Annotated in this window: 16 protein-coding genes and 1 pseudogene; 15 read left to right on the top strand and 2 right to left on the bottom strand. The window is 68.7% G+C overall.

Translation table 11 applies throughout. The features are described 5' to 3' along the window. The first annotated feature begins 394 nt into the window (after positions 1-394). From AB0C30_RS57055 to AB0C30_RS57035, 5 genes and pseudogenes are all read left to right on the top strand, one after another. Positions 395-565 carry a hypothetical protein gene (locus AB0C30_RS57055; RefSeq protein ID WP_357961232.1) on the top strand — a complete coding sequence of 57 codons (171 nt, stop codon included), beginning with the start codon at positions 395-397 and terminating at the stop codon, positions 563-565. 394 nt (positions 566-959) lie between these two features. Beyond that, complete coding sequence (locus tag AB0C30_RS57050) at positions 960-1715, top strand: SDR family oxidoreductase (RefSeq protein ID WP_357961230.1); 756 nt, start codon at positions 960-962, stop codon at positions 1713-1715. 40 nt (positions 1716-1755) lie between these two features. After that, positions 1756-2448 carry a TetR/AcrR family transcriptional regulator gene (locus AB0C30_RS57045; protein WP_357961228.1) on the top strand — a complete coding sequence of 231 codons (693 nt, stop codon included), beginning with the start codon at positions 1756-1758 and terminating at the stop codon, positions 2446-2448. A 30-nt stretch (positions 2449-2478) separates the two neighbouring features. Continuing rightward, positions 2479-2937: a J domain-containing protein gene (locus AB0C30_RS57040; protein WP_357961225.1), complete on the top strand. Its 459-nt coding sequence runs from the start codon at positions 2479-2481 to the stop codon at positions 2935-2937. A gap of 58 nt (positions 2938-2995) precedes the next feature. Continuing rightward, positions 2996-3136, top strand: a pseudogene (locus AB0C30_RS57035) (Hsp70 family protein); the annotation flags it as partial. Positions 3137-3189: 53 nt separating this feature from the next. On the opposite strand, the gene speB reads toward AB0C30_RS57035, so the two are convergent. Beyond that, positions 3190-4173: an agmatinase gene (gene speB / locus AB0C30_RS57030; RefSeq protein WP_225301984.1), complete on the bottom strand. Its 984-nt coding sequence runs from the start codon at positions 4171-4173 to the stop codon at positions 3190-3192. 187 nt (positions 4174-4360) lie between these two features. Here speB and AB0C30_RS57025 point away from each other — a divergent pair, with 187 nt between their 5' ends. Together AB0C30_RS57025 and AB0C30_RS57020 are read left to right on the top strand one after the other, a co-directional pair. After that, a complete protein-coding gene (locus AB0C30_RS57025; RefSeq protein ID WP_357961222.1) occupies positions 4361-5404 on the top strand; it encodes a serine hydrolase domain-containing protein in 1044 nt (347 codons plus the stop codon). Next, positions 5401-6555 carry a M20 family metallopeptidase gene (locus tag AB0C30_RS57020; RefSeq protein ID WP_357961220.1) on the top strand — a complete coding sequence of 385 codons (1155 nt, stop codon included), beginning with the start codon at positions 5401-5403 and terminating at the stop codon, positions 6553-6555. Before AB0C30_RS57025 ends, AB0C30_RS57020 begins: the two co-directional genes overlap by 4 nt. Here the strand turns inward: AB0C30_RS57020 and AB0C30_RS57015 are convergent. After that, the gene (locus AB0C30_RS57015) at positions 6552-7397 is read right to left on the bottom strand and encodes a M55 family metallopeptidase (RefSeq protein ID WP_357961218.1); all 846 of its coding nucleotides are present in this window, start codon (positions 7395-7397) and stop codon (positions 6552-6554) included. The genes AB0C30_RS57020 and AB0C30_RS57015 overlap by 4 nt on opposite strands. Positions 7398-7511: 114 nt before the next feature. Here AB0C30_RS57015 and AB0C30_RS57010 point away from each other — a divergent pair, with 114 nt between their 5' ends. The 8 genes from AB0C30_RS57010 to menC all read left to right on the top strand — a co-directional run bounded on the left by AB0C30_RS57010 (position 7512) and on the right by menC (position 19775). Further along, positions 7512-9140 carry a helix-turn-helix domain-containing protein gene (locus tag AB0C30_RS57010; protein ID WP_357961215.1) on the top strand — a complete coding sequence of 543 codons (1629 nt, stop codon included), beginning with the start codon at positions 7512-7514 and terminating at the stop codon, positions 9138-9140. Positions 9141-9293: 153 nt separating this feature from the next. Beyond that, entirely contained in the window at positions 9294-10847 is a 1554-nt protein-coding gene (locus AB0C30_RS57005) for an ABC transporter substrate-binding protein (RefSeq protein ID WP_357961211.1), read from the top strand. Next, complete coding sequence (locus AB0C30_RS57000; protein ID WP_357961208.1) at positions 10844-11872, top strand: ABC transporter permease; 1029 nt, start codon at positions 10844-10846, stop codon at positions 11870-11872. The genes AB0C30_RS57005 and AB0C30_RS57000 overlap by 4 nt, the downstream gene beginning before the upstream one ends. Positions 11873-11886: 14 nt before the next feature. Continuing rightward, positions 11887-13746, top strand: a complete 1860-nt coding sequence (locus AB0C30_RS56995) for a dipeptide/oligopeptide/nickel ABC transporter permease/ATP-binding protein (protein WP_357961205.1) — start codon at positions 11887-11889, stop codon at positions 13744-13746. Continuing rightward, the gene (locus AB0C30_RS56990) at positions 13743-14543 is read left to right on the top strand and encodes an ABC transporter ATP-binding protein (protein ID WP_357961202.1); all 801 of its coding nucleotides are present in this window, start codon (positions 13743-13745) and stop codon (positions 14541-14543) included. The genes AB0C30_RS56995 and AB0C30_RS56990 overlap by 4 nt, the downstream gene beginning before the upstream one ends. After that, positions 14540-17854 (top strand): serine hydrolase, encoded by a 3315-nt coding sequence (locus AB0C30_RS56985; protein WP_357961199.1) that lies wholly within the window; start codon positions 14540-14542, stop codon positions 17852-17854. Before AB0C30_RS56990 ends, AB0C30_RS56985 begins: the two co-directional genes overlap by 4 nt. Further along, positions 17851-18645 carry a GNAT family N-acetyltransferase gene (locus tag AB0C30_RS56980; RefSeq protein WP_192791886.1) on the top strand — a complete coding sequence of 265 codons (795 nt, stop codon included), beginning with the start codon at positions 17851-17853 and terminating at the stop codon, positions 18643-18645. Before AB0C30_RS56985 ends, AB0C30_RS56980 begins: the two co-directional genes overlap by 4 nt. Before the next feature lie 2 nt (positions 18646-18647). Then, positions 18648-19775 carry an o-succinylbenzoate synthase gene (menC, locus tag AB0C30_RS56975; protein WP_225301994.1) on the top strand — a complete coding sequence of 376 codons (1128 nt, stop codon included), beginning with the start codon at positions 18648-18650 and terminating at the stop codon, positions 19773-19775. Positions 19776-19787 lie beyond the last annotated feature (12 nt).

The following is a 19787-nucleotide window of genomic DNA, read 5'->3' as shown; positions in this document are numbered from 1 at the left end:
CGCGCCCACGACGCCGGGCGTCTTGGCGAGGTTCTCCATGGCCTGCTGGGCGTCGCCGACCGCGGCGGCGCCAGCGGCGCCGGCGGCCGTCGCGGTCGAGGCGGTGGCCAGCAGCAGGGCAGCCGCGGTCGCGGCGGCAACGGACATGCGCTTCAAGACAACAACTCCTTCGAGGGGACGAAAAGGGGTCAACAAGGCGCACAGGAGGATCACGCGATGACCTGTCGTGCCGTCTCACCGAGGGACGCCACGGAGGCGACGGAGATGCCAGGGACCACCATCAACAACACGCGCGACACACCGCCGAGTCTCACAGCACGCTCCGTAACCCGCCCGCCGGTCGACTCCCATCCACTGTCGGCCAGCCGTGTCGCCATCTTGTCCGCGCCGTGTCATGGTCAAGTCATGGCGCGCCTACGCCTCGATCACACCGGGCCGCTACCTCGACAAACACCACTGGATCTCACTGGGGCCGGGACCCGGCATCACCGAGCGGCTGATCACCGACGCGGTCGAGGATTCCTACGACCTGGTCGCCGAGCGGCCGCAGCGACGCGACCGATGAGCGCCGCGAGCTTCCCCGCGAACGGCGAGCCCTCGCTCGTCAGCGTCCCGTGCAAGGGCTCGCCCCGTCCGCACACGCCCGCCTGCGACTCGAGAGACCGATGGAACCGACCGTAGTGACCCTGCCGCTCTTCGACGAGGAACCCTCCGGCCAGTCGCCGACCGCCTGCGCCCCGCAAAGCTGAAAGACGTCGTCGGGAAGACCACCATTACCCGGCTCCTCGCCGACGATGGCGACATGGCCTTCGAGCCGGTGTCGCCCACCTTCTCCGGGTGGCCGAACCGCCCCAGGCCACCGATGGTAAGTTGATCGACTTGCCTTAAGGATGGTGCGGGCGTACCTTCGCGTTGTGAGTCCATCGACTTACCTTACGACTCGGCAAGGAACAATCAACATGAATCGTCTTGCGGGCAAGCGCGCCCTCATCACCGGCGGCACGAGTGGGATCGGTCTGGAGACCGCGCAGCGTTTTATCGCGGAGGGGGCCGACGTGCTGGTCACAGGCGTAACCCCGGCCAGCATCGACAAGGCGCGGCAGATCCTCGGGGACAAGGTGCCGGTGGTGCAGGCCGATGCCCGCGATCTCGATGCGCAGCGCGGCCTGGCGGAGCGGGTGCGTGAGCACTTCGGGGAGCTGGACGTGGCGTTCCTGAACGCCGGCGTCTCGGACTGGCGGCCGTTCGAGGACCACACGGAGGACAGTTTCGACCGGCTCTTCGACATCAACGTCAAGAGCATCTTCTTTCTCACGCAGGCCCTAGTGCCCGTGCTGGCCAACCCGTCCTCGGTCATCCTCAACGCGTCCAGCAGCGCGCACGGCGGCTATGGCCGGTCGAACGCCTACGCCGCGACGAAGGCGGCTGTCGGCTCCCTGATGCGGTCGTGGAACGCGGACCTGCTCAGGTCGCACGGCATCCGGTTCAACGCGGTCAGTCCCGGCCCGGTGGACACCCCGCTGTACTCTAAGCTCGGGATCGAGGACCCCGCGCAGCAGACGGCGGTTCTGGAGGCGATCAGCTCCGGCATCCCGCTGGGCCGCATGGGTATGCCCGAGGAGGTCGCGGAAGCCGTCGTATACCTGGCCTCCGATGTCTCCGCCTTCACTGTGGGCCAGGACCTTATCCTGGACGGCGGCCAGACCGTCCTCTGACAGCGAGGATGCGGCTGGGAGACGGGCGAGGGGCGTGGGTATGACGGCGGCGGACCGTGACCGAGCGGTAACCGGTGGCGATACGTGCCAGGCCGGGTATCACGCGCAGATCAAAGCGGAGAACCGCGCGCGCATCATCCGCGCCGCCCGCGACCTCTTCCTCGCCCGGGGATACGACAAGACATCCCTGGCCCAGATCGCCAGGGAGGCCCGCGTCTCCACCGGCACCCTCTTCAAGCGGTACCCCTCCAAGGCTGCGCTGTTCGCGGCCGTCACCTCCGAACAGTGGCAGCTGGATGTCCAGTACGCCGAACCGCCCCCGCCCGGTGATCCCCGGTACGGTCTGGACCACATCGGCCGCGACTACGCCTGCCTGGTCTCGCGGCCCGGCACGGCGGCGCTGTGCCGCCTCATCATCACCGAACTTCCCCAGATGCCGGAACTCGCCGACATCGTCGGCACCGGCTTCGCCATCGACCGCGGACCCTTCTTCGACCGGCTCCGCGACTACCTGGACGCCGAAGCGCAGGCCGGCACACTCGACTTCCGTTCGGCCGACGGACAGACACAGCCGGCATCCGCAGTGGCCGAACAGTTCCTCGGCATGATCTGCGGCCAGCTCCTGTGGCCTCAACTCGTACGGACCGACTTCGTCCCGCCCGACCCCACCGACACCACGATCGTGGACGAAGCCGTCGCCCTCATGCTCACCCGCTATCGCGCCGGATCCTGAACCCAAGCAGCCCAGCGGAACCCTTACGGGGTGCTCGGTGTGGAATCGTCGGCCTCTGCGGAGCAGATCACCTCCGCGTACCGCCGACTGGTGCGCGTCCTGCATCCTGATGTTCGCCCCGCCGGGCCGGCGGAACGGGAACGGTTCGCTGAGGTGATCGATGCCTATGCCGTGCTGCGCGACCCCGCCCGGCGCGCAGCCTACGACGCCACGCGCGGAGGCGGCGCCCGACTCGAAGGGCGGCCTGTTTCTGTCCGGGTCACCCACACGCCGGACCTTGGCCTCGACGTGTCCGCGCGCGCCGTCCGCCGGCGTGTTCCTGCTCACGCGGCTGATGTGGCGGTCGTGATCGTGGAGCGTTCTTCTGCTGTTGCGCCGTTGGAACATGTGCTGCTGCGGATGGGCGCCACCCGGTGGGGCCTGACTCGCAGGGATACGCGTGAGGTGCCGCGGCTCGGCTGGCCCACGGCGCGCCTGTGGTGGCGGTGAACCGCGCAAGGCGGAGCTGGTGCCATGAGGAGGAGGGCCGCAAGGAAGGAGGCCGGTGATGACCCGACCCGTCGGTATCGACCTGGGCACGACGAACTCGGTCGTGTGCGTGCTGGAAGGCGGTGAGCCGACCGTTGTCACCAACACCGAGGGCTCGCGGACGACCCCTTCGGTGGTCGCGTTCGCCAAGAGCGCTGACAAACGGCGTGCCCGCCATCGAGATCGCGGCCCGGACTGGGGCCGTTCCGATGACTACCTTCCCCGGGCAACCATGGCCAGGAGGTCGAACGTGAGGCCGGCGGCGGCCAGCGCGGTGATCTGAGCGTGGTCGTAGGCGGGTGAGACCTCGACGACATCCGCACCGACGATGTCGAGGTCCGCGAGGGAGTACAGCAGCAGCTGAAGCTCCCGGGTGCTCAGCCCGCCGGGCTCAGGGGTGCCGGTCGCGGGCGCATGGGCGGGATCGAGCACGTCGATGTCGATGCTGATGTAGACCGGCCGATCAGCCACTCTCTCCCGGAGCCGGTCGGCGGCGTGCTCGATGCCGCGCCGCGCGACGTCGAGTGTGGAGATCGTCGCGAATCCCAGCTCCCTGTCGTCCTCCAGATCCTTGGCGGCCGGGGTTGTGTGGCGGATGCCCACATGGGCGCAGTGGTTCACCGCCAGCAGTCGCTCCTCGGTGGCCCGGCGGAACGGAGTGCCGTGAGTGAGCCGCGCACCGAACATGTTGTCCCAGGTGTCGAGATGGGCGTCGAAGTGGATGAGTGCCACGGGGCCGTGGTGCCGATGGGCGGCTCGCAGCATCGGGAGGGCGACGGTGTGGTCGCCGCCCAGAGTGATGATCCGGTCAGCACTTCGATAGAGCCGCTGAGCGGCCGACTCGATCTGACTCACCGCCTCGGCGATGTCGAAGGGAGTCACGCCGACGTCACCGGCGTCGGCGATCTGCAACCTCGACCACGGCTCGATCTCGAGCCCGAGGTGGTAGGGCCTCAGGAGTTTGGAGCCGGCGCGAATGGCCTCCGGGCCGAATCGTGCGCCTGGCCGGTAGGTGGTACCGGCATCGAACGGCACGCCGAAGATCGCGACGTCGGCCCGGGAGACCTCGTCGAGCCGCGGCAGGCGGGCGAACGTGGAGGGCCCCGCGAAACGCGGGAGCTGCCTGATGGAATCGGGCGGTCCGACGATCCCTGTGTCGCCGGACTCCGCGAGCTCGTCCTTCTCAACGCTCGACAACGCGATTCTCCTCCCAAGGTGACCGGCCCCCGTCTTCTGGGCCTCACAGTAGTCAGAGCTCTCTCCCGGGCATTCGGTCGATCGCACGAGGGATTCGCGCCGCTTCCGGCCTTCGGCACAATGCGCCGATACCTGGTGAGGACAATGATGCGAAGGTCGGCATAACACCCACGAGTGAGGATTCCGCTTGCCTGAGAATGCATCGGATGCGTATGCGTCCTCGACTCCAGACCTGCTCGGCGCCTTGGACGGAGAGCGCCGGCGATTGGGCATCCCGGGTGCCGTCGTCCACGTGAGCGGTCCGTCGTACGGCAGTTGGACCCGTGCGCTCGGTGTCTGCGATCTGGCCACCGGGGTGCGGCTCACCGCCGGCAGCCGCATGAGGATCGGGAGCCTCACGAAGACCATCGTGGCGCTGATCGTCCTGCGCCTGGTGGAAGCCGGAGACCTCTCCTTGGACGATGAGATACAGGCCCATCTGGCAGAGCCGCAGATCCCGCGAGGAGTCACCGTTCGCCGTCTCCTCGACATGACCTCGGGCCTGCCCGACTACACCTCGGAGGAGTTCGTCGCCGGTCTGCTCCTCGAGCCCGACCGGCTCTGGACTCCCTCCGAGCTGCTCAAAGTCGCCCTGCGGAACCCGCAGCAGTTCGAGCCCGGCACCTCCTGGGCGTACTGCAACGCCGGCTACATCATGCTGGGAATGCTCATCGAGCACGTAACCGGCGCACGAGTCGAGGACGTCGCGCGCCGGCTGGTCTTCGACCCCCTCGGCATGCGGGAGACCGAGCTCCCGCCGCTGACGCACGACGCCGCCGCCCTGCCGGATCCTCGGCTGCGTGGGTACCACCGCCGGGACGGCGAACTCGTCGACGCGACGCGCGTCAACCCGTCCTGGGCGTGGACCGCCGGTAACGCGGTGTCCACCGTAGGCGACTTGAGACTGCTCATCGAGGCATCGGTGCGCGGCGACCTCCTCCAGGAGCAGACCCGGCGTGAACTCATGCGCACCCACCCGGTGCCCGACAGCACCATCACCTACGGCCTCGGCATCGCGAACTTCGACGGCATGTGGGGCCACAACGGCGAACTGCCCGGATTCCAATCGTTCGCCGGCCACGATCCGGCGACCGCGATGACCGTCGTCGTCCTCACCAACCTCGACGACCACTCCGCGGACCTGCTCGCCGCGTTCCTGCGCACCCGGCTCGCGAACGCTGCCGGCTCATGAGGAAAAAGCCGACACCCGAGGATTCCACCGGGCCGGAGGTGTCCGGAAACCTGTCGCTCCTCCTCGAGGATCTGAGCAGACTCGTTCGTACCGAGTCGCCGTCGACGGACCTGGACGCGGTCGGCCGCTCCGCGCGGGTGGTCGCGGACTTGGTTCATGAGCGCTTGGGGCGTCGGCCAGAGATCCTGTGCGTCGACGGAGTCGACCATGTCCTGCTGCGCGGGGCCGATCCGAAGGTCATGCTCCTCGGGCACCACGACACCGTCTGGCCGCTCGGCACGTTGGACGAGCTGCCCTACACCGAAACTGCCGGCGTCGTCCGTGGCCCGGGCTGCTTCGACATGAAACTCGGCCTCGTCCAGGCGATCCACGCTCTCGCGTGGCTGCGGCGATGCCGCGGCACCGGCGTCCTCGACCAGGTGACCCTTCTCATCACGGGCGATGAGGAGCTGGGGTCCACGACATCACGGGCACTGATCGAGCAGGAAGCAGGCCGCTGCCGGGCAGCCCTCGTGCTGGAGGCGGCCGGCCCGGGCGGCGCACTGAAGACGGGGCGCAAAGGCGTGTCCCTCTACCGGATCGAAGTGCTCGGTCGTGCCGCGCACAGCGGTCTCGATCCGGAGAAGGGCGTGAACGCGACCATCGCGATCGCCGAGGTGGTGCTGGCGATCGCCCAGCTCGCTGACCCGGCGGCCGGTACGACCGTCACCCCGACGGTGATGAGCGCGGGCACGACGCCCAACACCGTGCCCGCGACGGCCACTGTGGCTGTCGACGTCCGGGCCGGCACCGCCGAGGAGCAGCACCGCGTGGACCGGGCGATCCGCGAGGTCACGCCGGTTCTCGTCCCGGCGGAGATCCGGGTGCGGGGCGGAATCAACCGGCCGCCCATGGAACGGAGCGCGGCGGCGGCGCTGTTCAGCCAGGCACAACGAATCGCACGCCGCCTCGGCCATCCTCCGCTGGAGGAGATGACGGTCGGCGGCGCATCGGACGGGAACTTCACCGCGGGTATGGGAGTGCCCACCCTGGACGGGCTCGGTGCCGTCGGCGGCGGCGCCCACGCCCGCGACGAGCACGCGGAGATCGCGTGGATCCTCCCGCGTACGCGACTGCTCACCACCCTCATCGAGGAACTCGCAGAGTTCTAACGGCGGTCGGAGAGCACCTGACGCGCGCGCTCGCTGCTCGCCGCGAGTTCGTACAGGACTGTGATGAATCCGAGGAGATCCGCCGACGCCGTGAGGACTGTCGACACCGTCCGGTCGGCCGTCCGGGCGCAGCCGGGGACGCAGGCGGCGAGCTCGGCGGCCACCGGCGAGGGCAGGTCGACCTCGACCTCGAACGACGGGGGCGGCGGCGGACAGCTCAGTGCCGACGCGCGGGCCACGGCATCGGCGGCCCCTTCCCGCACCAGGTTCCTCGCCACGCTCGGCGCGACGGAGTCCGTGGCCGAGAATCCGTGTGTCTTCTTCACGGTCACGATCGTGGCCTCGGGGAAGATCTCGGTCGCGATCGCGCCGATGACGTCATCCCCGGTGACCAGGCCCACCGGGACACCGAGGGATGCCGCGTACAGGGCATTGACCTCGGCCTCCGACACCGGTGATCCGTTGACTCTGACCTCACCGAAGTAGGCGGAGAAGGTGTGCGCCAAGAGCCCGGGCGTGCCGGCCGGCGCGTGGTAGCCCACGAAGAGCGCCACTGCGCAGTCCTCGGTCAGGCCCTCGGCCATGCACTGGGCCTTGGGCTGCCCGAAGACCAGCCGTGCCCTCGGGTCGAGGCGCTCGTGGATCAGGTTGTCCATCGTCCCGTGGGAGTCGTTCACGAGCACGCTCGTCGCTCCGCCGTCGAAGGCGCCCGCGATCGCGGCATTGGCCTCCTCGGTCATGAGCTCCTGGGCTCGTGGGTAGCCGTATCCGCCGCGCACGATCTGGTCGAGGGTCGCGATGCCGGCGACGCCCTCCATGTCGACGGAGATGTACGCCTTCATCGCTGAGCTGCTCCTTCGTCGGTGCCACGCGTCACTCCCATTGTTGTCGAGGCTTTCGCGCCAACACTGGGTCGATCGACCGAATCAAATCGGACACAGATGTACGATCACACAATGCAAGACGGTAGGAGCAGACCAGCGGACCTGGGGCGGGTGGTCGAGCGGCTCGGCTCGACGCTGCTGACCATCAAGGCGGGGCCACGTCAGCCGGCTCGTGCCGTGACGACCGTCATCCTTCACGATCCTCTGGACCGACCCGACGTCCCGCCGGACGCAGTGGTGCTGGGCGTCGGCGTGGCGGCTGACGACAGCTTGGTCACCCTGGTCAGAGCGCTGGGCGAAGCCGGGGCCACGGCCCTCGTGGTCCGGGAGCCGCTGGCCGTCGACGAGGAGGTCGCCCGCGAGGCGGAGCGCGGCAAGGTGTCCGTCTTCGGCCTGGTGCAGGGCGCATCGTGGATCCAGGTGGCGACGTTGCTGAACGGCGCTCTGCTTCTCGGTGCCGATGGGGCGCCCGCTGTCGGCGGCGATGCGGACCGAGACCTGTTCGCCCTGGCGAACTCGCTGTCGGCTCTCCTCGACGCCCCGGTCACCATCGAGGATCTGTCGTCGCGGGTGGTCGCCTTCTCGGCTGACCAGGCCGGCGCCGACGAGCCGCGCCGCCTGACGATCCTCGGCCTCCAGGTGCCGCAGATCTACAGCGAATACCAGAGAAAACAGGGCATGTTCCGCCGCGTGTACGCCTCGGAGCGACCGGTGTTCATGCAGAACCCCGCCCCCGGCACCCGTCCTCGGGCGGCGATGAGGGTCCAGGCGGGCAATGAGCTTCTCGGCTCCATCTGGGCCGCCGTGGCAGGGCCGCTCACCCCCGAGCGGGAGGCCGCCATGATCGAGACAGCACGGGTGATCGCGCTCGAGATGCTGCGTGCCCGCGTCAGCGCCGATGCCTCCCAACGACTCGGAGTCGCCCTGCTGTCCATGCTCCTTGAAGGAGGGACCGGCGCGCGCGAAGCCGCGCAGCAGCTGGCCTTCGGTTCGTCGCCGGCATGCGTCCTGGTCCTGGGGCCGCTGCAGTACGACGACGAGGTCCGCACTGCGGCCGACATCCAGCGAACGGCCTCCGCGCTTCGGACGCACCTCAGGCCCACCTATCCGCGGGCCATCGTCGCCCAACTCGGCGGCGCGGTCTACGCCGTCGTCCCTGTGCGTGCCGCGGCCGCCCCGGCGCTGGCCGCCATGAAGGACCTGGCCGCCGAGTTCATCGCCCGTCTGGACACCGCCACCGAGTTCTGCGCCGGACTCGGCGGCATCGTCGAGGACGTCAGCGAACTCGGCTCATCCCGGCGCGATGCCGATGCCGCGATGCGGGTGCTGAGCTCCAATCCGCGCGCGGGCAGACGCGTCGCGTCACTGGCGGATGTGGCGATCGAGTTCCTCCTGCTCCGCCTCGGCGACCTGATGGCAGCCGACCGCATGGAACTGACCGGCCCGCTCGCCGACCTGGAGGACTACGACACCGAACACGACACCCAGCTGGTGCCGACACTCCAGAGCTGGCTCGAGCACTTCGGGGACGTCGCCGCCGCGGCACGAGCCGTCCACGTGCACAAGAACACGTTCCGATACCGGCTCGGCCGGATCGAGACGATCGGCGGCGTGGATCTGGCCGACCCCGACGAACGATTCGCTCTGATGCTGCAACTCCGACTCGGCCCCGGTCGGCGATCGCCGCGGCCACCCGCGTAGCGACCGGGACCGCATCAGCCGGTCCCGGGTTGGTCGATCGTCCAAGGTCCGTGCACGCAGATCAGGCGGACGTACGATGCGCCTCTCCGACCAGGCAGGTGAGTCTTGGTGTTCCACGTCACACCCCGACTCGGACCTTAAGGCGGGCCTGCCATGAATCGACGCGCCGCTGCTTTCGCAGCCCTCCTCATCGCTCTGCCAGCTCTTGCGGCTTGCGGCGGCTCGGGCTCGGGCTCGGGCTCGGACGGGGGCCAGGCGGGCTTCGCGACGGACGGCACGTTCGCGTTCGCGATCGACTCCGACCCAGGCGACCTGAATCCGCTCGTCACCAACCTCGTCAACGCGCAGATCGTCGGAATGTACTCCTACGACACGCTGATCTTCCTCGACGCCGAGACGGCCAAGCCCGCGCCCTTCCTGGCGAAGAGCTGGACCGAAAGCCCGACCAAGGTCACCTACACCCTGAACGACTCCATCACCTGCGCCGACGGCACGCCGTTCACCGCGCAGACCGCCGCTGACAACCTCAACTGGATCGTCGACCCCGCCAACAAGTCGCCGCGCCTGGAATCCGTCGTGCCGGCAGATGCCAAGGCGAGCGCGAAGGGGAACGTTCTCACCGTCACCACCTCCAAGCCGCGGCCCTTCATGCTGTACGACATCGGCGAGCAGCAGCTGGTGTGCGAGCGCGGCCTGAAGGACCCCAAGAGCCTCTCCGCGGGGAGCGACGGCACCGGCCCGTTCGTCATCGATCGCGTCGTGGCCGGAGACTCGATCACGATGACCCGCCGAGAGGGCTACACCTGGGGCCCCAAGAACAGCACCTCGAACACGCCGGGGATGCCGAAGACCGTGACGACCAAGATCGTGCCGAGCCCGTCGACCAGAGCGAACCTGCTGCTGTCCCGTCAACTCAACGCGGCCATAGTGAGCGGAAAGGACGAGGAACGCCTCGCCGCTCTCAAGTCGCAGCCGACGCCGGCCATGTCCGGAATGATCGTCTACAACCACCATCAAGGTCTCCCGACCGCTGAGGCCGCCGTACGGCGCGCACTGACCCAGGCGATCGACCTCGACACCCTCACGAAGATTCTGACCGGCGGCAAGGGCGAACGGGCGAAATCGCTGCTCTCCGAACACCCGAGCCGGTGCGCCTACGACACCGTCCAGGGCAACCTGCCTTCCCACGACCCGAACGCCGCCGGCCAGGCCCTGCGCGCGGTGGGCAAGCCGGTCGACATCACACTTGTCTACGACAACTCCACGGACACGGGCAGCGCCGCCGCGGAATACGTCGCGAAGCAGTGGGAGACCGCCGGCGCCGCCGTGAAACTCGACGGTGGTGACGAGAACTACATCATCAGCCGGACCTTCGCGGGCAAAGACCCGTCGGGCTGGACGGCATCGCTGGGGCTCAACCTCCAGACGGGCACACCGGCCATCTTCCCGCAGTACCTCTCCGGACCTGCCGCCCCTGCGGGGACAAACTTCGCCTCCATCGACAACAAGGACTACAACCGCAGCGTCGCCGCGGCCGGCGGGCGGACCGGTGACGATGCCTGCAAGGCCTGGGCCGAGGCGGAGAAAACCCTGATGACAAGCGCTGACCTCATACCGGTGTCCGTCACGCCGTACAAGATGTACTTCAATGGCGCGACGGCGCTCTACCTGCCCGTCGGCGGCTCGGCGATCCGCGTGCTGAAGTGACCACGGAACCGACCGTCACCCTGCTGACGGGAACCGGGGCGGGACCGGATTCCGCGACCGGAACGCTCCGGGGCAGAGGTGGGCGACTGGGGGCCTTCATCGTGCGGCGGCTGGTGCGGCTCGCGTATTCGGTGGTCACCCTGGTGACCGTCGTCTTCCTGATGGTCCGGCTGATCCCAGGAGACCCGGTCCGCAATGCCCTCGGAATCAACGCGACGGCCGCGGTCGTGGAGGCACAACGCGAAAGCCTGGGACTGAACGACCCGCTGTGGACGCAGTACCTGAACTTCTGGAAGGGGCTGCTCACGTGGGATCTCGGAGACTCTTTCTCCCTTCACCTGCCGGTGACCACGATCATCGAGCAGCGCCTGCCGGCGACCCTGGAACTCGCGTTCCTGTCGCTGGCGCTGGTGCTCCTGGTGTCGATCCCGCTCGGCATCGTCGTCGCCGCGCTCACCCGAGGCGGCCGCAGACCCACCGTCGACCTGGCCTACACCTCGGCGAGCGGCCTGTTCGCCGTCATCCCCGAGTTCCTCATGGGAGTCGCTCTGGTGTACTTCTTCGCCGTTCAGAGCCACCTGCTGCCCGTGGCGGGCCGAACCGATCCGAGCTCGTACGTGCTGCCCGTCCTGGCACTGTCGATCGCGGTCGCCGCGGGCGTCTCGAGGATCGTCCGGGTCGAGGCGCTCACCGTGTTCGAGCAGGACTACATCCGGACGGCGCGGGCGAAGCGCATGTCGAGGTGGCGCCTGTACTTCCGCCACGCTCTGCCGAACCTGGTGACCTCCTCGCTCACCGTCGCCGGAATCGTGCTCGGCTCCCTCGTCGCGGGCACGGTGCTGATCGAGACCATCTTTTCGTGGCCCGGACTCGGGCTCACGATCGTGGACGCGGTGCGGAGCAAGGACTTTCCGCTCGCGCAGGGGATCGTCATCGTCTACGGCTTGATCGTCCTCGTTTCCAACCTCTTGATCGACATCGTCCTGGTCTGCCTTGACCCGCGTTCAGCGCTGAAAGACACGTGATGGCGGTGACAAGCATGTCCACTCCCGACTCCGCGCTGGCGGGGCCGACCGCCGCGACGGCGGTGGGCGAGCCGATGCCCATGGCGGTCTCGTCTCGCCGCAGGTTCCTGACCGTCCTGCGTTCTCCCCTCGGCATCGGCGCGCTGGCCGCCCTGATGGTGGTCGCGTTCTTCGCGGTGTTCGGACCGGTGCTGTGGGGCGAGGCCGCGCGGCAGGCCGATCTGACCCAACTGTCCGCGAAGCCCAGCGCGGACCACCTCCTCGGCACCGACGCGGGTGGCCGGGACGTTCTCGCGCGGGTGCTGACCGCGACCCGGCTCTCGATCGTCACCGCCGTCCTGTCGGCCGCCCTCGGCGTGTTCGTCGGTGTGGTCATCGGCCTGCTGCCGACGATCGCGCCCCGGCGGCTGGGGCGGTTGGTCAACAGCGCCATCGGCGTGGCACTCGCCTTTCCGGCTCTCCTGCTCGCCATCGTCGTGTCGATCACCCTCGGTGTGGGCGCCACCAGTGTCACACTGGCGATCGGCCTGGCCATGGCGCCGTCCTACGCCCGGCTCACTCAGACCCTCGGTGCGTCGGTGACCGGGCGCGACTTCGTGGCCGCCGCTCGCATCCTCGGCGTCAGCCGAGCGCGGATCCTGGTACGGCACGTCCTGCCCAACATGCGAGACCCGCTCATCGTCAACGCCAGCATCGGCGCCGGCACCGCGCTGGTCGCGGCGACGGGGCTGTCCTTCCTGGGCCTCGGCGTACAGGCGCCGGACTACGACTGGGGCCGCATGCTCAACGAGAGCATGGGAGCCATCTACGTGAACCCCGCTCCGTCTCTGGGGCTAGGCGCCGCCATCGTGTTCGCCGGCGTGACGTTCGCGCTCGCCGGCGAGGTGCTCGCCCGGGCATTCGGGCTGCACCGGCCCTCCGGCCGCCGCCGGCGGCGGAAGACCACCGGCTCGACGGCGGCGGCACCGGTCCCGCAGGTCGCGGAGGACCCCGTGCTCCGCGTACGCGGCCTGCGCGTGGAGGCGCCCCGGGGGGATGGATGGGCGACGCCGGTTCGTGGCGTCAGCTTCGACATCGATCGAGGGGAGATCGTCGGCATCGTCGGTGAGTCGGGCTCGGGGAAGTCACTGACCTGCATGGCGGTCGCGTCACTCCTGGAAGAGCCACTTCACGTGACGGCGTCATCGGTCCAGTTCGACGGCACGGAACTGGTCGTCAGGGGCAAGGTGCCCGGCAGACCGCGTTCCAAGTCGCTGGCCCAACAGCTCGGTACGCGGCTGGCATTCGTCTTCCAAGATCCTTCGACCTCGCTCAACCCCGCCCTTCACGTCGGTACGCAGGTCGCGGAGGTCGGTCTGCTGCACGGCGGCCTCAGCCGGCGCGAGGCACGCCGGCGTGCGGTCGACCGGCTTGCCGCGGTACGGCTCTCCGACCCGGCTCGCCGCGCCCGCCAGTATCCCCACGAGTTCTCGGGTGGCATGCGGCAACGAGCCACGATCGCGATGGGGCTCATGGGCGAACCGGCGCTGGTCATAGCCGACGAGCCGACAACGGCCCTCGACGTCACGGTGCAGCGGGAGGTCCTGGCGCTCTTGCGGAGGGTGAACCGTGAGCATGGGACGGCCGTCATGTTCGTCTCGCACGACATTTCGCTGGTCTCGTCATTCTGCACGCGGGTCCTGGTCATGTACCGGGGAGCCATCGTGGAGAGCCTGAGCACCGAGGATCTCGCGAGCGGACGCGCGGCGCATCCCTACACCCGGGCGCTGGTGGCGGCGGTGCCGCACATGGACGCCGTCCCGGGCACCGAGTTCGCCACGATCACCGAGGGTGCCGAGTTTCCCCTCGACGCCGTAAGGGAGGGGTCGGTGTGAGCGACCTCGCCTTCGAGAACGTGGGAGTCAGGTACGGGCACGGACCCGCCGCCCATCAGGCGGTTCGTGGGGTGAGTCTCCACGTGCCGAGCGGCCGGACGGTGGGGCTGGTGGGCGAGTCAGGTTCGGGCAAGTCGACGCTGGCTCGCGCCGTCGTCGGCCTGCACGAGGCGCATACGGGCCGTATCCTGGTCGACGGCACCGATGTCGTCGGTGCCCGGGGGAGCGCCGCGTCCGTTCGCCGCACCGTGCAGCTGATCTTCCAGGACGCCAACTCCTGCCTGAACCCAAGGATGTCCATCGGCGCCTCGATCGAGGAGGCGCTTGCCGTACGCGGAAGATCCACGCGACGCGATCGCGCTCACCGGCGCGGCGAGGTGGCCGCACTTCTCGAGATGGTCGAGCTCGACCCGGCCCGTGCCGGCGATCTGCCCATGCAGTTGTCGGGGGGTCAACGTCAACGCGTCGCGATCGCGCGGGCGCTTGCCGCCGAGCCCCGGGTGCTGCTCGCTGACGAGATCACTTCAGCGCTGGATGTCTCGGTGCAGGGAACCGTGCTGAATCTGCTGATGCGTGTCCAGCGGGACCTCGATCTGACGGTTCTCTTCATCAGCCACAACCTCGCTGTGGTCAGGCAGTTGTGCGACGACGTCGCGGTCATGAAGGACGGGCAGGTCGTCGAGGTCGGATCGGCGACCGAGGTGATCGACCACCCCGAACATCCCTACACACGTGAGCTGATCCGTGCCGTCCCCCGGATCGGCACCCCTCTCTTCGGCAAAGGAACCACTCTATGAACTCTCGCCTGTGCAGTCTCGGTGACGTCCGTCAGGTCGTCACCGTTCCCGAGACTGCGATCACGGCGGATGGAAGAACGGTCGTCTTCACGCGGCGCCAGGCGGCAGACCACCGCACGGAGACCTCGCTGTGGGCGGTTTCCCGCGACTCTCAGCCACAGCCGCTGACCCACGGGCCGACGGATCGAGCACCTCGCATCGTCCCAACGGGGATCATGTTCCTGCGCGATGTCGACGGATTCCCGCAGTTGCATCTCCTGCCGCACATGGGTGAGCCGACGCGGTTGACCGAGCTGCCGCTGGGGGCCGGGGCCGCGGCCGTCAGCCGGGACGGTCGCCGGGTCGCGTTCTCCGCACCCGTGAACCGCGCGCCCGGCGACGCCGCTGCGCCCATCGTCATCGACACGCTCGACCAGAAGGCGGACGAGATCGGCTGGATCGGCAGTGTCCGCCGCCAGATCTTCGTGATGGACCTGGGATCCAGGCAGATCAGACAGGTCACCGACGGCGACTACGACGCGGACGGCCCGGCATGGTCGCCCGACGGCGACCGCCTCGCATTCACGGCCTCCATGGCCCACCGCGCGGACGTCGAGCTCGAACGCCGCGCCTACGCGGTCGAGGTCGACGACCCGCTCGCTCCGGTGCAGGTGCTCGGACAGGCCACAGGAGTGACCGGTCCGGTCATGTGGGCTCGCGACGGCGCGTCGCTGCTCGCCGTGGGATCACCCGCGATGGTGGCAGGTCATGCCCGGCTTCTCCGGCTGTACGGCGACGGCAGGCCCGACACCGACATCACGGCTGGGCTGGACCGCAATGTGCTGCCGGGCGCGACGGGCTACCCAGGTGGCCACCCGGCGCAAAGCCACGACGGCAGCGAGATCGTCTTCTGCCTGCGTGACCGTGGCTGGACCCATCTGTACGGGGTCGGTCCGGATGGCGGAGAGGGCAGGCCGATCGTCGCGGAGCCGCATCAGGTCGTCTCCGCGCTCTCGGTGGCCGCCGAGACACCCCGTGCCGCGATCGTCCTGACCACTCCTGAGTCGTTCGCCGAGGTCGCGATCGTCGACCTCGCCACCGGCGAAGTCGAGGTCCTCACCTCGCTGATGGAAGAGAGCCTCCCCGGGGTCCAGCTCTGTCGACCGGAGCCACGAGAGTTCACGATCAGCGATGGCGTCGTCGTCCACGGGTGGCTGATGGCGGCACCGGACACGACCGGAACCGCTCCGCTCCTGCTCGACATCCACGGTGGGCCGCACAACGCCTGGGCCGGTGTGGCCGACGAGATCCATCTGTACCAACAGCTCCTCGCCGCACGCGGGTGGCGTGTCCTCACGCTCAACCCCCGTGGATCCGACGGGTACGGCGAGGAGTTCTACCGAGCCGTCGACGGCGGCTGGGGACGAGCTGATCTGGCGGACTTCATCGAGCCGATCGACCAGTTGATCGCCGAGGGGATCGCCGACCCCGAGCGACTCGCTGTCGCTGGCTATAGCTACGGCGGCGTCGCGACCTGTGCCCTCACCGCCCACACCGACCGGTTCGCGGCCGCGGTGGCCGGCGGCCTGATCTGCGACTTCGCCTCCATCGCCGGTCAGCGACTGCTGCCGGAAGGCTTCTTCGCCTCGGCGACCGCAGGTGCCGCGCCGACAGACGTGGTCCGGCTCATCGAGAGCTCTCCGATCGCACGCGTCGAGCAGGTGAAGACACCCACGCTCGTGCTGCACGGCGAGAACGACAACACCTGCCCGATCGGACAGGCGCAGCAGTGGTTCTCGGCACTGCGGATCCAGGGTGTGCCGACTCGCCTGGTGGTCTATCCAGGAGGCAGCCACCTCTTCATCGCCGACGGCGAGGTCGATCACCGCGTCGACTACCACGCCCGGGTCGTGGAATGGGTCGAGCTGCACACCCGCGCCGCCGCACGGCCGGCCGCGCTGTCGCCGGCCCCACGTGGGGAGCACTACTGGCGCCGCCGTCTGGACCTCCTCCGAGAACGGCACGGAGTCGTCGGGGCGCAACTCGGGATCGTGCAGCTCGATCGGAGCGGAACGGTCTTCGACCGCATCACGGTCAGCTCCGGGGTCCTGAACGTCTCGACCCGGGAACCCGTCATCGACGACGCCGTCTTTCAGATCGGGTCGATCACGAAGGTCTGGACGACGATGCTCGTCATGCAGCTCGTCGACGAGGGGCTGCTCGATCTCGACGCTCCCGTGCGCGAAATCCTGCCGGACTTCAGGCTGGCCGATGACGAGTCGCCCTCGGTGACGGTACGGGCGTTGCTCAACCACACCAGCGGCATCGACGGGGACGTCTTCACCGACACCGGGAGGGGAGACGACTGCGTCGCGCGGTACGTGGAGCACCTCGCCGCCGTCTCCCACATCCACCCGCTTGGAGAGAGGTTCTCCTACTGCAATGCCGGCTTCGTCGTCGCGGGCCGCATCGTCGAGGTGCTCCGCGACATGACGTGGGACGAGGCGCTGCTCCACTATTTGATCAAGCCGATGGGCCTGCGGCACACCATCACCCTGAGCGAGGACGCACCCAAGTTCGCCACGGCGACCGGCCACGCCGGCTTCGGCGACGAGTCGGCCCCGGTGCCCCAGTGGTCGATCACCCGATCCATGGGACCCGCGGGCCTGATCGTGGCGAGCGTCGGCGACCTGCTGACGTTCGCGGAGATGTCACTGCGCGGAGGGGTGACCCGGGAAGGCGTTCGTCTGCTGTCAGCCGGCAGCGCTCGCCTGATGACCATCGAGCATGTCGATCTGAGACAGAGCGTCGCCACCGTCCAAGGCTGGGGACTGGGCTGGTTCCTCGAGGACTGGCGGGGAACCTTCGTATACGGCCATGACGGCGGCACGATCGGCCAACGTTCATACCTGCGCTTGATCCCCGGTACGAACTACGCGGTGGCGTTGCTGACCAGCGGTGGTCAACCGGATGGTCTCTTCTACGAGCTGTTCGCGGACGTCACGTCGTCGATCGACGGCAGTCTGCCCCCGGTCCGGGTCCGGGCCGACATGACACGTCCGCCCGAACCGCTGGAGGGCGCCTGGGAGTGCGCTGGCTATCGCGCGGAGGTGGCCCCCGACGCGGACGGTCTCAGACTGACACTGTGGGAGCGGAAGGGGCATCTGCGCGACGGCACGGCAGCAGAGCCGGAGTTCGTCGCGCTGCATGCCTCGAACATCCCGGGCGGCTACGCCTACACCACCGCTGAGCTCGCGGGGGAGAAGCAGTTCCGGCCCGTCGCCGGCGGCGTCTACAACGGATCCCGCTTCCTGCGGCAGGAGTGCTCATGACGACCCAGGCGCCGAGCTCGACCTCCATGGAGTTGCGGCTGCTTCACCGCCCGGAGGAGATGTCTGCCGCCTCCGAGCTCGTGGCGCAGATCTGGAAGGTCCAAAACACCCAGTCGCATGTCAGCCCGGAGCTCCTCACGGCGTTCGCGCACGCGGGCAACTACGTCGCCGGTGGTTTCCGCGGCCATGAGCTCATGGCGGTCTGCGTCGGGTTCTTCTACCCGCCCCGGGAGAATGCCCTGCACTCCCACATCGCCGGCGTGCGACCAGACGCGGCGGGCACAGGATGGGGCAGAGCCCTCAAGCACCACCAGCGCGACTGGTGCCTGGCCCGCGGTGTCACTCGCGTGACGTGGACCTATGACCCCCTGGTGGCCCGGAACGCGTACTTCAACCTCCACAAGCTCGGCTGTGAGGTCGAGGTCTACCTGCCCGACTTCTACGGACCGATGGGTGACGGGCTCAACCAGGGCCAGCACAGCGACCGGATCATGGTGGCCTGGCACATCGGGCAGGCCACGGCGCCCTCACGAGCCGAGAAGAAGCACGGCCCCGCCGTACTGAGGTCCGTGGACCGGCGACCCCAGCTCGACCTCGGCCGGGCGGAGTCGCTGACCCGATGCGTCGTGGAGATCCCCTCGGACATCGAGGCTCTACGGCGCCACGAACCCGAGCTCGCGATCTCATGGCGGCTCGCGCTACGACGGGCGCTGGGTGGGCTGCTGGAAGAAGGCTGGGTCGTCGTCGATTTCGACCGCCGGGGTCACTACTGCCTCACGAGGAGCACCTGAGGATGCACATCGAGCGTGTCGAGCTCATCACGGTCCGGATGCCGCTGATCCACCCGTTCACCACCTCGTTCTCCACCCAGACGGAGCGCCTTCCGCTCCTGATCCGGGTCACGGCCTCAGACCACGGCGGCACCGTGACAGGGTGGGGTGAGTGCGTCGCCCTCGCCGAGCCGTTCTACTCGCCGGAATACCTTGAGGGAGCACGAGAGGTCCTGCGGCGATTCCTCGTGCCCGCGCTGTTCGAGTGGCAGGCCGCGGGTCACGCCGTGTCGGCATCGACGGTCGGCGCGGCACTTGAGCACGTGGTCGGCCACCGCATGGCCAAGGGCGCTCTGGAGATGGCGATCCTGGATGCCCAGCTGCGGCTTCGGAACATGTCGTTCGCAGCGCAGCTCGGTGTGACCCGCGTCTCGGTGCCCTCGGGGGTCAGCGTCGGCATCGAGAAGTCGATTCCCGACCTGCTCGGCCGGGTGGCCGACTTCGTCGACCAGGGCTACGCGCGCATCAAACTCAAGATCCAGCCCGGGTGGGACCTCGAGCCGGTCAAGGCGGTGCGCGAGCGGTTCGGCGACATCGCGCTGCAGGTTGACGCGAACACCGCCTACCGTCTCTCCGATGCCCAGCGGCTGCGCAGACTCGACCCCTTCGATCTGCTGCTGATCGAACAGCCGCTGGGCGAGGAGGACCTGCGGCAACACGCTCTGCTCGCGGGCCTGCTCACCACGCCGATCTGCCTGGACGAGTCGATCGTTGACGCGCGGTCGGCCGCCGACGCGATCGCGCTGGGGGCGGCGAGTGTCATCAACATCAAGCCTGGAAGAGTGGGGGGATACCTCGAGGCGGCACGCATCCACGACCTCGCGCTGGCGCACGGCGTCGCAGTCTGGTGCGGCGGCATGCTCGAAACCGGCATCGGCCGAGCCGCCAACGCGGCGTTGGCCGGGCTCCCGGGCTTCACGCTGCCCGGCGACATCTCGGGCTCGGATCGGTTCTACGCCCAGGACATCACCGAGCCGATCGTCATGAAGGACGGCGCGGTGTCGATCCCCGGCGGACCCGGGTTCGGCGTCGAACCCCTTCCCGCGGCACTCGGCGAGATGACCGTTCACACGCTCGACCTCACCGCCTAGCGACGAGACCAA

The sequence above is a fragment of the Nonomuraea sp. NPDC048901 genome, from assembly GCF_040649695.1.
Taxonomy (GTDB): Bacteria; Actinomycetota; Actinomycetes; order Streptosporangiales; family Streptosporangiaceae; genus Nonomuraea.
The sequence above is the reverse complement of the archived record's forward strand: the minus strand, read 5'-3'. Positions and strand labels throughout refer to the sequence as shown.

Excerpts from the sequence above, each read along its gene's own strand:
- AB0C30_RS57010 (WP_357961215.1), top strand. The coding sequence starts at position 7,512 with ATGCAAGACGGTAGGAGCAGACCAGCGGACCTGGGGCGGGTGGTCGAG.
- AB0C30_RS56995 (WP_357961205.1), top strand. The coding sequence starts at position 11,887 with ATGTCCACTCCCGACTCCGCGCTGGCGGGGCCGACCGCCGCGACGGCG.
- AB0C30_RS57015 (WP_357961218.1), bottom strand. The coding sequence starts at position 7,397 with ATGAAGGCGTACATCTCCGTCGACATGGAGGGCGTCGCCGGCATCGCG.
- menC (WP_225301994.1), top strand. The coding sequence starts at position 18,648 with ATGCACATCGAGCGTGTCGAGCTCATCACGGTCCGGATGCCGCTGATC.
- AB0C30_RS57045 (WP_357961228.1), top strand. The coding sequence starts at position 1,756 with ATGACGGCGGCGGACCGTGACCGAGCGGTAACCGGTGGCGATACGTGC.
- AB0C30_RS57050 (WP_357961230.1), top strand. The coding sequence starts at position 960 with ATGAATCGTCTTGCGGGCAAGCGCGCCCTCATCACCGGCGGCACGAGT.
- AB0C30_RS57005 (WP_357961211.1), top strand. The coding sequence starts at position 9,294 with ATGAATCGACGCGCCGCTGCTTTCGCAGCCCTCCTCATCGCTCTGCCA.
- AB0C30_RS57055 (WP_357961232.1), top strand. The coding sequence starts at position 395 with ATGGTCAAGTCATGGCGCGCCTACGCCTCGATCACACCGGGCCGCTAC.
- AB0C30_RS57020 (WP_357961220.1), top strand. The coding sequence starts at position 5,401 with ATGAGGAAAAAGCCGACACCCGAGGATTCCACCGGGCCGGAGGTGTCC.
- AB0C30_RS56985 (WP_357961199.1), top strand. The coding sequence starts at position 14,540 with ATGAACTCTCGCCTGTGCAGTCTCGGTGACGTCCGTCAGGTCGTCACC.
- AB0C30_RS56980 (WP_192791886.1), top strand. The coding sequence starts at position 17,851 with ATGACGACCCAGGCGCCGAGCTCGACCTCCATGGAGTTGCGGCTGCTT.